General features: G+C 66.0%; 11 protein-coding genes. 3 read left to right on the top strand and 8 right to left on the bottom strand.

The window, feature by feature from the left end:
• Positions 1–44: 44 nt before the first annotated feature.
• Positions 45–1,058, top strand: a complete 1,014-nt coding sequence (locus tag RFA01S_RS09545) for a threonine aldolase family protein (RefSeq protein WP_238325097.1) — start codon at positions 45–47, stop codon at positions 1,056–1,058.
• Positions 1,059–1,123: 65 nt separating this feature from the next.
• On the opposite strand, the gene RFA01S_RS09540 is transcribed toward RFA01S_RS09545, so the two are convergent.
• The 5 genes from RFA01S_RS09540 to RFA01S_RS09520 form a co-directional block, all read right to left on the bottom strand.
• Entirely contained in the window at positions 1,124–2,272 is a 1,149-nt protein-coding gene (locus tag RFA01S_RS09540; protein WP_032407164.1) for a pyridoxal phosphate-dependent aminotransferase, read from the bottom strand.
• 224 nt (positions 2,273–2,496) lie between these two features.
• Entirely contained in the window at positions 2,497–3,333 is an 837-nt protein-coding gene (locus RFA01S_RS09535; protein ID WP_032407165.1) for a DUF559 domain-containing protein, read from the bottom strand.
• 442 nt (positions 3,334–3,775) lie between these two features.
• Complete coding sequence (purD, locus tag RFA01S_RS09530) at positions 3,776–5,026, bottom strand: phosphoribosylamine--glycine ligase (RefSeq protein WP_032407166.1); 1,251 nt, start codon at positions 5,024–5,026, stop codon at positions 3,776–3,778.
• Positions 5,027–5,102: 76 nt separating this feature from the next.
• A complete protein-coding gene (locus RFA01S_RS09525; protein WP_032367531.1) occupies positions 5,103–7,097 on the bottom strand; it encodes a glycosyltransferase family 39 protein in 1,995 nt (664 codons plus the stop codon).
• Positions 7,094–8,365 carry a bifunctional glycosyltransferase family 2/GtrA family protein gene (locus RFA01S_RS09520; protein WP_052060664.1) on the bottom strand — a complete coding sequence of 424 codons (1,272 nt, stop codon included), beginning with the start codon at positions 8,363–8,365 and terminating at the stop codon, positions 7,094–7,096. Before RFA01S_RS09520 ends, RFA01S_RS09525 begins: the two co-directional genes overlap by 4 nt.
• A gap of 88 nt (positions 8,366–8,453) precedes the next feature.
• On the opposite strand from RFA01S_RS09520, the gene RFA01S_RS09515 reads away from it, so the two are divergent.
• The gene (locus RFA01S_RS09515; protein ID WP_032381608.1) at positions 8,454–8,879 is read left to right on the top strand and encodes an HIT family protein; all 426 of its coding nucleotides are present in this window, start codon (positions 8,454–8,456) and stop codon (positions 8,877–8,879) included.
• A 10-nt stretch (positions 8,880–8,889) separates the two neighbouring features.
• Here RFA01S_RS09515 and RFA01S_RS09510 read toward each other — a convergent pair whose 3' ends face one another.
• On the bottom strand, positions 8,890–9,414 hold the full coding sequence (locus RFA01S_RS09510) for a winged helix-turn-helix transcriptional regulator (RefSeq protein WP_032407167.1): 525 nt from the start codon (positions 9,412–9,414) through the stop codon (positions 8,890–8,892).
• 74 nt (positions 9,415–9,488) lie between these two features.
• Between RFA01S_RS09510 and RFA01S_RS09505 the strand changes: the two genes are divergently transcribed.
• On the top strand, positions 9,489–10,871 hold the full coding sequence (locus RFA01S_RS09505; RefSeq protein ID WP_032407168.1) for an MFS transporter: 1,383 nt from the start codon (positions 9,489–9,491) through the stop codon (positions 10,869–10,871).
• On the opposite strand, the gene RFA01S_RS09500 is transcribed toward RFA01S_RS09505, so the two are convergent.
• Both RFA01S_RS09500 and RFA01S_RS09495 read right to left on the bottom strand, forming a co-directional pair.
• Complete coding sequence (locus tag RFA01S_RS09500) at positions 10,854–11,510, bottom strand: response regulator (protein ID WP_032388913.1); 657 nt, start codon at positions 11,508–11,510, stop codon at positions 10,854–10,856. The two genes, RFA01S_RS09505 and RFA01S_RS09500, sit on opposite strands and share 18 nt — an antisense overlap.
• A complete protein-coding gene (locus RFA01S_RS09495; RefSeq protein ID WP_032386394.1) occupies positions 11,507–13,171 on the bottom strand; it encodes a sensor histidine kinase in 1,665 nt (554 codons plus the stop codon). Before RFA01S_RS09495 ends, RFA01S_RS09500 begins: the two co-directional genes overlap by 4 nt.
• Between the last annotated feature and the right edge of the window lie 127 nt (positions 13,172–13,298).

Genomic DNA, 13,298 nt, shown 5'->3' with positions numbered 1-13,298 from the left:
GCCGTTCGTCGGACTGCTTTCGCGCTATGGAATTGTCAGTGTTCGTGGCTCATCGACCTATCGACCTTCGCTCCGACACCATCACTCGACCAGATTCGATCATGCGACAAGCAATGGCCGACGCCGAAGTGGGTGACGACGTCCTCGACCACGATCCGACGATGGCGGCGCTCGAGGAAAGAGTGGCGGATCTGCTCGGCTTCGAGGCGGCGCTGTGGGTGCCGTCCGGTTCGATGGGCAACATCATCGCGCTGATGCTCCATCTGCAGCGCGGAGACCGCTTCCTGGCCCCCGAACACGCCCACGTCCTGGGCTCCGAGCTCGGCACCGCCGCGTGGTTGGCGGGCGGAATGCCCGAGGCACTTCCCCACGACGGTGGCCCCGGACGCCCCCTTGCGTCGACGGTGCGTACGGCAGCCGGCGGCGTCGGACCGTACTTCGCCCTGCGGACCACATTGCTCTCACTCGAGAACACACACAATTTCGCCGGCGGTGCCGTGCTAGGACCGGACGAGTGGGCGGAACTCGTTGCTGCCGGACGTGACTCGGGGTTGAGGATTCACCTCGACGGGGCTCGACTGTGGAATGCCGCTGTGGCACTCGATGTTCCGATCGCGTCGTTGACCACCGGCGCAGACACGGTGCAGGTCTGCCTGAGCAAGGGGCTCGGCGCACCCGTCGGCTCGATGCTCGTCTCCGATGCGGCGAGAATCCACGAGGCCCGGCGTGTGCGAAAGATGTTGGGCGGCGGCGTGCGTCAGGGCGGGGTTCTGGCTGCGGCAGGGCTCGTCGCCCTTGATCGAATCGGCGATCTCGCCGAGGATCACACAAATGCCTCGACGCTGGCACGCGGCCTTCGCGATCGGGGCTGGGAGGTCGCAGAACCCCAGACGAACATCGTGCTCGCCGCCGTCGCCGATCCTGTTAGGACGGTGACCGAGCTGGCAGATCTGGGCATCGCCGCCGTCACCGTCGCCGGCAAGGTGCGCTTCGTGACGCATCGCGACGTGTCCGCCGCCGACATCGACGAGGTGCTGGAGCGGCTGCGCCGCATGTGAGCGCAGCGCTTTCCTGTCGTTCCGCAGGCTCCACTCCTGCCTCGTAGCCTGCTAGGAGTTTCCATTCACATGCGACGTAGTCGCTCCAACGCTTCTTCGACGTCGGACGTGGTGCCCGCGAACGAGAATCGCACCGTGTGGTTCCCGCGGACGGTGTCGAAGTCGACGCCGGGTGCCAACGCGACACCGGTCTCGGCCAGCACGCGGGCGCACCAACTACGAGAGTCGTCGGTGAGATGCGCGATGTCGGCGTAGACGTAGAAGGCACCGTCGGCCGGAGCCAGATCGGTGATACCCAACGCAGGCAAACCGTCGAGCAGGATCCTGCGGTTGACGGCGTACCGCTCGACATGCGAATCCAGCTCGCGGCGCGACTCTTCGGCGAACGCCGCAACAGCCGCCACCTGCGAGATCGCCGGCGGGCAGACCGTCATGTTCGATGCCAATCGTTCGACGGCCCTGCGCAGTCGGGTCGGAAGCAACATCCAGCCCAACCGCCATCCCGTCATCGAGAAGTACTTCGACACAGATCCGATTGCCACGGATTCCTTCGATGTCTCCCAGGTACTGGCCGTGTGCGCCTCGCCGTAGGAGATGCCGTGGTAGATCTCGTCGGAGATCAACAGTGTTCCGTGCTCGTCGCACCAGCGCGCGATGGCGGCCAGCTCGTCGGGGTCGATGATCGTGCCGGTGGGATTGGCCGGACTGGCGACGATGAGCCCGGCAGGCGGCTCCGGTAGTTCGTCGAGCATCGCGACGGTGGGCTGGAATCGTGTCTCCTCCACACAATCCAGTTCGACGACGCGACAGCCCAACGCCGCCAACGTGTTTCGATATGCCGGGTACCCGGGCCTGGCCATGACGACGGTATCCCCCGCGTCGAACGCCGCGAGGAACAACAACGTGAATGCGCCCGACGACCCGGTGGTGATCACCACGTCGTCCGCCTCGACGGTGATGCCGTACCGCGTGCTGTGGTATTCCGCGATCGCTTGCCGTAGCGGCAGAATGCCCAGCGTTTCGGTGTACCCGAGCAGATGCGCATCCAAAGCGTCTCGGGTGGCGCGCAACACCGGCTCGGGTGCCCTGGTCGACGGCTGACCTGCGGCGAGCGACAGCACATCACCGTGAGTACGCGCCCGCTCGGCCGCCGCGGCGAACACATCCATCACGTGGAACGGCTCGACCTTCGATCGCTGCGATTCACTGTGCATTCCATCGACACTACTGACTCGAGTGTGCACAATTCCGCGGCAGGCATGGGATTGTGCGGGCCGAACAGGTGAGCTGGGTGCCCACAATTCCGCGGCAAGCACGGGATCCCGCCTCCGACCACAAATAGTGGACACTCAGCACAGTTCGGCCGAACAGGTGAGCTCGCTGTCCACAATTCCACGCCAGGCACGGCATCCCGCCTCCGGCCACAAATAGTGGACACTCAGCTCAGTGCCTTCCGGCGACGTCGCACGGTCTCGATGATTTCGCGCACCACGGCGTCGAGGTCGGTCATCACCAACGCGGCCGAGTATCGCAGCACGAGCCACCCGTCGAGTTGCAGTGCGTTCTGGCGCACTCGGTCGTTGGTGAACACCCCCGGCGCGCTGTGGAATTCACGGCCGTCGATCTCGATGATCACCCGGGCTCGACGGTCCAACAGATCGGCGAAGTACTGCCCCACCGCCGCGTTGATCTCGAGAAAGTAGCCTGCCGCGGTGAGTGCGCGGGCCACCAGTCGTTCCGGTTCGGAGAGCGTGCGTGGGCAGCACTGTCGCAGCTGCTTCTTCGCTTCGGTGACTCCTGCCATTCCGGCCGACTTCGCGCATTGCGCCGCCAATCCGCGTTTGCTGACGGACCCGCTGAGCGCTGCGTCGACGAACGGTTCCAGGGCTGCTCCACCGAGTGACGCCGACACGTCGACGATGCACTGCTCGATCGTCACGACAGGGAGGGCGTCGACGAAACTCGTCTCTCGAATGGTGCGACGATACGCGCGCAGCCACGAAGGGCACCGCGCTCGCGTGCTGCGGGGCACGGTGATGTGCACCTGTTCGGGTTCGTAATCGATCAGGTTCCACCACCACGCCGCAGTCAGGTGGCTGAGCACTGCATCCGGTTGCCACAGCGTTGCGGCCACGCATCGGTCTCGGAACGACGGCTCGCCCGTGCAGTAGACGCCCGGTAACAGCCGAGTCAGTGTGCCGACCCTGGCCCGATAGTCGATTGCCCCTGCGCTGACGCCACTGTCCAGTAGTTGCTGCCTCGTGAATACCCCCATGGTCGAACAGCTTTGCGCTCGAGAACTGTTCGCGGGAGCCCGATGCGAGAAATGTGGACAACGCGAATGCCTGTGGACAACTGGGCTCAGTGTCCACTTTCAGCCCCGGCCATTGGGATCCCGTGTGCTATGCCAAATAGTGGACACTCAACACACCTAGCCCCAGCAACGGGACTCAGCGTCCACTCTCAGCCCCGACGATTGGGATCCCGTGTGCTACGGCAAATAGTGGACACTCAGCACACCTAGCCCCAGCAATTAGGCTCAGCGTCCACTCTCAGCCCCGACGCTCGGGATCCCGTGTGCTATGCCAAATAGTGGACACCCAGCACACCTAGCCCCAGCTACTGGGCTCCGCGTCCACTCTCAGCCCCGACCATCGGGATCCCGTGCACGACGGCAAATTGTGGACACTCAGCACACCTGCTTTGCGTGCATCGACCTACAGCGAGATGCGCCCTTCCACGGCAGCGAGGCCGATGTCGGTGCGGAAGTGACTGCCCGGCAATCGGATTCCGGCGATCCGGGAGTAGGCGTCATCTCGGGCGGCGGTGAGGTCGAATCCGGTGCCGACGACGCTCAGCACGCGTCCGCCCGCGGAGACGACGGCGCCGTCCTTCACAGCGGTGCCGGCATGCAGGACGCCTTCGCCCTCGGAGCCGAGGATCTCGTCACCGGTGCGGGGGCGACCGGGGTAGTTCTCGGCGGCGATGACGACGGTGACCGCCGCGCCGTCCTTCCAGCGCAGAGGCGCCAGTGACGCCAGCGTGCCGGTTGCCGTCGCGTTCAACACCTCACCCAGAGGTGAGTCGAGCAGTGCGAGTACGGCTTGTGTCTCTGGATCACCGAAGCGACAGTTGAATTCGACGACGGCCGGGCCGTCGGCACCCATCGCGAGACCGGCGTACAGCAGACCCGAGAACGGCACTCCACGCTTCACCATCTCGGCCGCAACGGGTTTCACCACGTCACGGACGATCTCGTCGACCGCACCTTCGGGCAACCATGGGAGTGGGGTGTACGCGCCCATGCCACCGGTGTTGGGGCCGGTGTCTCCGTCGCCGACGCGTTTGTGGTCCTGCGCGGGCAGCAGCGGCACCACGGTCTCGCCGTCGACGAGGCAGAACAGGGACACCTCGGGGCCGTCGAGGAACGACTCGAGCAGTACCGGGTGACCGTTTTCGAGGAGTTCGGCGGCGTGGTCGCGAGCGACGAGGCGGTCGGTGGTGACGACGACGCCTTTGCCTGCTGCGAGTCCGTCGTCCTTGACGACCCAGTTGGGGCCGAATCGGTCGAGGGCGGCATCGAGCAGTGCGGGCGAGTCGACTATTTCGCTGTGTGCGGTTCGCACGCCGGCCTTTGCCATGACGTCTTTGGCGAACGCCTTGGATCCTTCGATGCGTGCGGCGTCGGCCGACGGGCCGAACGTGGCGATGCCGGCCTCGCGCAGAGAATCGGCCACTCCGAGAACCAGGGGCACCTCGGGCCCGATGACGACGAGATCCACCTCGAGCTTCGTGGCCAGTGCTGTCACCGCCTCACCGGATGCCACGTCGACGGCGTGCTGTTCGGCGAGCGTGGCTGTGCCTGCATTGCCGGGAGCGACGGACAGTTTGTCGACCGACGGGTCGGCCTTCAACGCAAGTAGAAGGGCGTGCTCACGAGCACCGGAACCTATGACGAGTACGCGCACAGTGCATCAGACTATCTGCTCGACACCGTCGGGCCCCGCACCTGTCGTGATGCGGGGCCCGTCGGGGATGGCGAGATTACTGCGTCAGGTCGTACAGCGTGACGTTGTCGACGGTGGTCGCGGTGAAGTTCTCGGTCACCCATGCCGAGATTTCGGCCGAGGAACCCGACTCCCTGCCGCCCATACCGCCGCCTCCGATGAAGTAGTGGATTCGGCCGTCGGCCACGTACTGCTGGAACTCGGCCAGCGTCGGCGACGGGTCGGTTCCGTTGAAGCCGCCCACGGGCATGACGGGATCCTCGGTGGCCAGTTGATAACCCGCCGCGGTGTTGGCACCGATGGCCGCCGCCACCCAGGTGTACGAACCTGCGTCCTGTTCGAGCATTGCGGTGACCTCGGCGGTCGGGGTGCTGCCTTCGAGCAGTCCACCCATACCGCCGCCCATGCCCATCTCGGCTCCGCCCGGCAGCTGGCCGGCCTGACCCGGGAGTCCCGCCGGTGGCTGCATTCCGGCCGGCATCTGTGCACCGGGAGGCAGCTGCATTCCACCCGGCAGACCACCCTGCCCGCGCCGGCCCTCACCCATGCCGCCGAATCCGCGCATACCGGTGTTCGGCCCGGCGGACACGATCGATCCGGTGTGCGGGGTGCCGATCGTGTCCACCGCGTACGCCGTCGGCCCGGCCAGTCCGGCGAACATCACCGCGAGAATCGCGACCGCGGCGAGCCTGCCGCGAGTGAGGGCCGGAATCAGCAGAGCCACCACCGCCACCACACCGACGACCAGGATCGCCCACTTCAGCCACGGCACGAAGCTCGCGCTACGGCCGAGCAGCACCCACGCCAGTGCGACGGTCGACGCCACCGCGAGCGCCATCGCGATCCGGACCCACAACCGCTGTCGTTCGCGCCACAGCATCACACTGCCGATACCCACGAGCGCAGCGACGGCAGGCGAGAGTGCGACCGTGTAATACGAGTGGAAGATGCCGGCCATGAAGCTGAACGTCAGACCGGTGACGAGCAGCCATGCGCCCCAGACGATCAACGACGCGCGTTGCGCATCGGTGCGAGGGGCTTTGCCTCGCAACACCAGTCCCGTCACCAGCAGCAACAATGCGGCAGGTATGAGCCAGGCGATCTGGCCGCCCTGGGAGGCGTCGAACATGCGGAGGATGCCGGTCTCGCCCCACATCGACCCGCCGCCACCACCGCCGCCCGGGGTGACGCTGCCGGTCTCGTTGCCACTGAGTCGACCCAACCCGTTGTAGCCGAGAGTCAGTTCCAGAATCGAATTGTTCTGCGAGCCACCGACCCACGGCCGCGAGGATGCCGGCCAGAATTCGACGATCAGCAACCACCAACCGGCCGAGACGATCATGGTTCCGAGTGCGGCGAACAGTTGCAGCACTCGAGTGCCGAGTTTGGGCGGCCCGGCGATCAAGTACGTCAAGGCCAGCGGCGGTACGACGAGCATCACCTGAAGCTGCTTGGTGAGAAAGCCGAATCCGACGAACATACCGGTGATCAACAGCCACTTGGTCTTTCCCGATTCGACGCCTCGCAACATGGCCCAGACGGCGGCGATCATCAGTAGCACCAGCAACGCGTCGGGATTGTTGAACCGAAACATCAGTGCGGCAACGGGAGTCAGCGCCAGCACCAGTCCGGCGAGCAGCCCGGCGGCCGCACCGAATCGGCGGACGACGACGGCTCGTAGCAGCGCAACGGAGGCGACTCCGAGGAGCGCCTGAGGCACCAGCATCGCCCAGGTGTTCAGGCCGAACACCCGCACCGACAACGACATCAGCCACAGTGACATCGGCGGCTTGTCGACGGTGATGGAGTTGGCCGCGTCGGAGGACCCGAAGAAGAAGGCCTTCCACGACACCGAACCTGCTTGTATCGCTGCGGAATAGAACGAGTTGGCCCAACCCGAAGCACCGAGTCCCCAGATGTATGCCACGCCGGTGCCGATCAACAGAGTGATCAACCCGAGAAGTTCCCACCGCCGGGAGGTCGCCGGCTCGGTCGGCGCGGCCGCGGACGGCCGTTCGATCGTCGTGGTCATCGGTTCTCCCCCGAAGGATCGGACACCGAAAGATCGGACACCGAAAGATCGGACTTCGGACTACGGAAGACCCACCGCAGTGCGACGAATCGGCACACGGTAGCAACGAGATTGGCGACGACGAGAACGGCCAGTTCGATGTGCCGCGACACGTCCGGGGACCAGGCGTGCAGTATCGCGAGCGAGCCGCTCGTCATCAGCAGCGCGAAGCCGAAGATCGCCAGACCCTGCAGCTGATGCTTGCCCGCGCCCGCGGGCCCTCGGACGCCGAAAGTGAAGGCGCGGTTGGCCGCAGTGTTGAGTACGGCGGTGATCAGCAGTCCGGCGAAGTTCGCGGCCTGTGCCCCGATCATGGGATGCAGCACCAGATACAGCAGTGCGTAGGCCACGGTGCTCGCGACACCGATGATGCCGAATCGCACCAGCTGGCCGATCATTCCGTGCGGTACACCGGCCACCAGCGGCTCCCGTCCCAGGCTTCGACGCAGTTCGGCGACGGGGAGCACTCCGGTCGCAAGGGCACGACCGACGCGCCAGCATCCCTGCAGATCCTTGACGGCGGTATCGAGGAGGTGGACGCTGCTGTCGGGGTCGTCGACCCAATCGACCGGCACCTCGTGAATCCGTAGGCCGACCTTCTCGGCGATGACGAGCAGTTCGGTGTCGAAGAACCATCCGGTGTCTTCGACGAGTGGAAGCAGTTGTCGAGCAACATCGGTGCGCATCGCCTTGAACCCGCACTGAGCGTCGGAGAAGCGGGCGCGCAGCGAGGTGCGCAGGATGAGATTGTAACTGCGCGAGATCAATTCACGTTTCACTCCGCGAACGACCCGGGACGACCGGTTCAGCCGAGAACCGATAGCGAGGTCCGAGTGACCCGACAGCAGTGGAGCGACGAGCGGCATGAGGGCGTTGAGGTCGGTGGACAGATCGACATCCATGTAGGCAACGACGTCGGCGTCGGACGCGAGCCACACCGCTTTGAGCGCCCGCCCACGTCCCTTCTCGTCGAGGTGATGAACCCGAACTCCGTCGATCTCGTCGGCGAGCCGATGCGCCACCGCGAGGGTGCCGTCGGTACTTGCGTTGTCGGCGATGGTGATCCGCGACCGAAACGGGATCCTTTCCTCGAGATGCTCGTGCAGTCGACGAATGCACTGCTCGAGATCCGCCTCTTCGTTGTACACCGGGATGACCACCTCGAGCGTGGCCGTTGCGTTCGAGCCGGGCCGGTGGCCTGCTGCTCGGGCGAGGTAGTTCGTTGTCATGAGGCAACACTCGTGTGTGCAGCTGGACCCACGCTGCGACGAACCTGGCAATCACCTGGGAGACGCCCCAATAAGGCATTCTGTCCCCATGGCTTCTATTTTCAGCAAGATCATCGCAGGTGAGATTCCCGGACGGTTCGTCTGGCAAGACGACGACGTCGTGGCGTTTCTGACGATTGCCCCCGTCACTCAGGGTCACACGTTGGTGGTTCCGCGTGCGGAGATCGATCAGTGGCAGGACGTCGACGGTGCCGTGTTCGCCAAGATCACTGCCGTCGCGCAGATCATCGGTCAGGCTGTCAGGACGGCGTTCGACGCGCCCAGGGCCGGCCTGTTGATCGCCGGACTCGAGGTGCCGCACCTGCATCTGCACGTGTTTCCGGCGTACGACATGGGCAATTTCGATATCTCCGGTGCGGATCCGAACCCGTCCGCGGAGTCACAGGACGATGCTGCCGACAAGCTTCGAGCAGCGCTACGCCACCTCGGGCACGAGGCTCACGTCCCTAACTGATGCGCCTCGCTCAGCGCAGGGGCGTCAGCAGCCGTCGGCGCGTTCGTAGCTGCGTCGATACCGCGTCGGATCGGTTGTCCGGGTCGTAACCCGGTCCGATGTCGGTATCGATGTCGCGTGGGCCGGGTGCGACGCCACACTCGGGGCACAGTCCGAGCGGTCCCAGATCTGTCCCGCAGGTCGCATGCAGAAATCGGCGACGTGTGCCCGTGGGCTTCGGGTTCTGTTTCTCACCCCAGTAGCTCAGGGCGTAGACGGCCGGCCACAGTCCTTCGAGGGCGTGCGTCGGGACGTAGTCGTCGTGGCCGCCGCCGTGGGCTCGGGCTTGCCGGTCGAGCAATCCGGCGTCGACCAGGGTGCCGAGCCGTTGAGCCAGAACTGCCTTGGAAATGTCGAGGTGGACCTGGAAGTCGCCGAAGCGTCGGACCCCGAAGAAGCTGTCGCGCACGATGAGCATGGTCCAGCGCTCGCCGACGAGTTCGAGCGCGCGGGCCAAGGGGCAGTCCTGGCGGGCGTAGTCGGTTCCGAGTGCCATGCGCCGATCGTACAGTCTGTTGACCGAACCAAGTTGGCCGTTTACAGTTCGATCACCAGACCAGAGAGACGACGATGACCGACACTGCACCCACGCCCGCCGGCACCACGAACGGCACCCGCGCACTGGCCATCGCCGCATCGGGCACCTTGTTGACGCTGATGGCGTTCACCGCTCCGCTCGCGACGATCAACAGCACCGCGCTGGACTTGATGTCGGACGCAGCGGGTCGGACCTGGATTCTGAGCTCGATGAGCATCGGCCTCGCCGCCGCGTTGCTCACCACCGGGACCGTCGCAGACGACTTCGGCCGTCGCCGCACCTTCGTACTCGGAGCAGCCGTTCTGGCCGTCGGCGCCATCGTTTGTGCCGTCTCTCCCAACACCCTGATCTTCGTGCTGGCCCGCATCCTGCAGGGTCTCGGCGGCGCGGCGGTCGTCGCGTCGAGCCTCGGCATCATCGCGCACACGCACCCCGCGGGGCCGGTGCGCGCCAAGGCCAGCGGAGTCTGGGGTGCCAGCGTCGGGGCCGGTATCGCGCTCGGACCGCTACTCGCCGCGCTTCTCGACCGATGGGCCAGCTGGCGGGAGGCGTACGTGGTCCTCGCGATCGCCACTCTCGTGCTCGCCGTCGTCGCGCAGCTGCGCGTCGAAGAATCCATGTCCGACGCCCCGCGTGGGCTCGATCCCCTCGGTGCGCTGCTGTTGGCCACGGGCATTGCCGCGTTGCTGGCTGCGTTGGTCGAGGGCAGGCAGGGCTGGACCGCCGTCACTCCCATCGTTCTGTTCGTCCTCGCCGCACTACTCCTGGCCGCCTTCGTGATCCTCGAATTACGCAGCGCAACAGCGATGCTGGATCTCACCCTCTTCCGCCACCCTCCGTTTCTCGCCGCCACGGTCGCCGCTCTGGCCACAGGCGGCGGAATCATCGCACTGATGTCGTACATGGCCGGGTTCGTGGGCACCGCGCTGGGCATCGATGCCCTCGGGGCAGCAATTCTGCTGTTCGCGTGGTCTGCGACCTCGGTCGTTACCGCCCTGCTGGCTCGGCGAATCCCGGCCGCGGTCAGCGGCCGGACCCAGCTCGCCGCCGGACTGATCGGAGTGGCACTGGGCATGGTGATGCTGACGGGCCTCGCCGCGGACGCCGGCTGGCCTCGGCTGCTGCCGGGACTGCTCGCGGCGGGCGTCGCCAGTGGCATCCTCAACGCCGCGCTGGGGCGCGAGGCCGTGGCCAGCGTCCCGGTCGGACGCGGCGGTATGGGCAGCGGGGCCAACAACACCGCGCGCTACGTCGGATCCGCTATAGGGGTCACCGTCGTTGCTGTGGTTGCCGTGCCGGCCGGCGATCATGCCGCGGCCGCTCTGGTCACGGGGTGGAACACCGCGGCTCTGCTCACCGCGGCCATTTCGCTCGTCGGAGCTGCGGTCGTAGCGATGTCACGCACCCGGCGGTAGCGAGTACTCCTGCTCTGGACGCCCGGTCGATCCGTACCGCAGTTGCATTCGCAACCGCCCCTTGGACACCAGGGTGGCCAGATACCGCTGGGCCGTCGCTCGCGATATGCCGATGGCCGCAGCAACTTCTCCGGCCGACATCGGCTCCGCCGTTCCGCGCACCGCGTCGAGCACCAGGTCGCGGGTGACCGACTGCGAGGCCGGTAACGGAGCCGCAGCGCGCGGGCGGAGGGCGTCGAGCCCACCGTCGATGTCCGCCTGAGTCAGTTCGTCTGTACGGTCGAGCGCGCCGCGGTATGCAAGATACCCGGTGAGGCGATCGACCAGCGCCGAGCGCGGAAACGGCTTGATCAGATACGTCCATGCGCCCGCGGTCATCGCCGAGCGCACCGTGTGCTGATCCGCAGCAGCGGAGAGCACCACGGCGTCACACGGCAGCTCTCGCACCAGGTCGATACCGGACCCATCCGGCAGATAGACGTCCACCAGTGCCAGGTCGAACGACTGTGTCGTCAGCAGCTCGCGTGCCTGGGCGATACTCGTCGCCACTGCGGCCACCTCGTACCGGTCGAGCGAATTCACCAGTGCGGCATGCAGATCTGCGACCCGGAAGTCGTCGTCGACGACGAGAACTTTCATTGCGTCACCTCTTCGATCAGTAGTGCGTCGGGAATCGAGGCGATGAACACTGCGCCCCCGCGGTCGTTGTCGGCGGTGATCTGCCCGCCGGCATCGGCCAACGTCACCTCTCCGCCACGGGTTCGCGCGATCTGTCGGCTCAGTGCCAGTCCCACGCCTCGGCCACCCGGCGTGTCCGCCGTCGATTTGGTCGAGACTCCCTCGACGAACACCTGCTCGGGTGCCAACGCAACGCCGTCACCCGAATCGACGACGACGATATGCAGGGTCGAATCCTCCTGCACCAGCTCGACTTCCACTTCGGCAGGTCGACGTGCACCGAGCCGTGCTGCGTCGATGGCGTTGTCGATCAGGTTGCCCAGCACGGTGGTGACATCCACCGGTCCGACCAGTTCTCCACCGACCCAGGTGTTCTCCCCCAACACCAGTCGCACGCCACTCTCGCGCGCGTGTGCCGCCTTGGCCGTGAGGAAGGAACGTAGGTAGGCGTCGGAGACCGCATCGATGCCCTCGACCGCCTCCGATCTCGGTCCGACACCGAGAATCTCGTCGATGTACTCCGACGCCCGATCGGGGTGGCCCTCGTGCAGCAGCCCACTGACCAGATGCATCCGGTTCGCGAACTCGTGTCGCTGGGCGCGCAGCACCGCGGACATCGACTGCACCGCGTCGAGTTGACGCGTCAGTGCCTCCACGTCCGTTCGATCTCGCACGGTGAGTACCGTCCCCAGATCTCGATTGTCACGCAGCACCTTTCGCGCAGCCGCGATGACGACGACCTCGTCGACGGCCGCGAGTACCGGCTCGCCCGTCGGCATCTCGATGACCTCGAGCAATCTGGGTGTCAGACCGACGTCCTCCACGCGCATTCCCGGCTTGCCCTCGATCGAGAGCAAGGTGCGCGCCTCGTCGTTGACGACGGTGACGATGCCGTCCGGATCGATGGCCACCACGCCTTCGCCGATGCCGTGCAGCACCGCCTCCTGCTCGCGCACGAGCTCGGCGAGTTCCTCGGGTTCGAGGCCCAGGGTCAGCCGCTTCCACCTGCGCGCCAACAGGATCGACCCGAGCACACCCAACAGCAGCACTGCGCCGGTGACCAGTGCGCCGTTGATCAGATCCTTCACCAGCTCGGTTCGCACTGCCGTCGTGGAAATTCCGACGCTCACTTCGCCGATCACGACGTCTGCCGAGCCCGGAGCCAGGATGGGCACTTTGGCACGGACGGAGTCGCCCAGTGTGCCGCGTTGGGATTCGACGACCTCGTTGCCCGCCAACGCACCGGACGGATCGGTACTCACCCGTTGCCCCAGGACGGTCGGATCCGGATGTGCCAGACGCAGTCCCCGGTCGTCGGTGATGACGACGAACAGAGCATCGGTGCGCTCCCGGGCGCTTTCGCCCGTCCGTTGCAGTGCACCGCCTGCCAGCACTCCCGCCGGCGCAGCATCGGTCCCCGCGGTGTCCGCGGCCGAGAACTGCCCCACGAGCGAACGCACCTCGGGGTCGGAGGCCACGGTCCGCGCGACCGCGAGTGCCCGCTCGCCGTACTCCTCGCTGGCCTGTTCGCCGCTACTGATCGCGAATACTCCGAACGCCACTGCCAGCGCCACCGCAACCAACGCGGCCTGCAGCAGCAGCACTTGAGTCCTCAATCGCACCAGCCAAGGCTAGAGCGAGAGCTGCTCGAGCACAATGCGCAAAAGGCTCTTTACGTTGCTTGCGCGGGTAGTGCGCACAACGGCGAACATGTGATGCCGGTTACGTAACTTCAGTCACAACACGTAG

This window comes from Rhodococcoides fascians NBRC 12155 = LMG 3623 (genome assembly GCF_001894785.1).
Lineage (GTDB): Bacteria > Actinomycetota > Actinomycetes > Mycobacteriales > Mycobacteriaceae > Rhodococcoides > Rhodococcoides fascians.
The sequence above is the reverse complement of the archived record's forward strand: the minus strand, read 5'-3'. Positions and strand labels throughout refer to the sequence as shown.

Coding starts and splice junctions, on each gene's coding strand:
- RFA01S_RS09500 (WP_032388913.1), bottom strand. CDS start 11,510: ATGAAAGTTCTCGTCGTCGACGACGACTTCCGGGTCGCAGATCTGCAT.
- RFA01S_RS09505 (WP_032407168.1), top strand. CDS start 9,489: ATGACCGACACTGCACCCACGCCCGCCGGCACCACGAACGGCACCCGC.
- RFA01S_RS09535 (WP_032407165.1), bottom strand. CDS start 3,333: ATGGGGGTATTCACGAGGCAGCAACTACTGGACAGTGGCGTCAGCGCA.
- RFA01S_RS09525 (WP_032367531.1), bottom strand. CDS start 7,097: ATGACCACGACGATCGAACGGCCGTCCGCGGCCGCGCCGACCGAGCCG.
- RFA01S_RS09515 (WP_032381608.1), top strand. CDS start 8,454: ATGGCTTCTATTTTCAGCAAGATCATCGCAGGTGAGATTCCCGGACGG.
- RFA01S_RS09520 (WP_052060664.1), bottom strand. CDS start 8,365: ATGACAACGAACTACCTCGCCCGAGCAGCAGGCCACCGGCCCGGCTCG.
- RFA01S_RS09540 (WP_032407164.1), bottom strand. CDS start 2,272: ATGCACAGTGAATCGCAGCGATCGAAGGTCGAGCCGTTCCACGTGATG.
- RFA01S_RS09510 (WP_032407167.1), bottom strand. CDS start 9,414: ATGGCACTCGGAACCGACTACGCCCGCCAGGACTGCCCCTTGGCCCGC.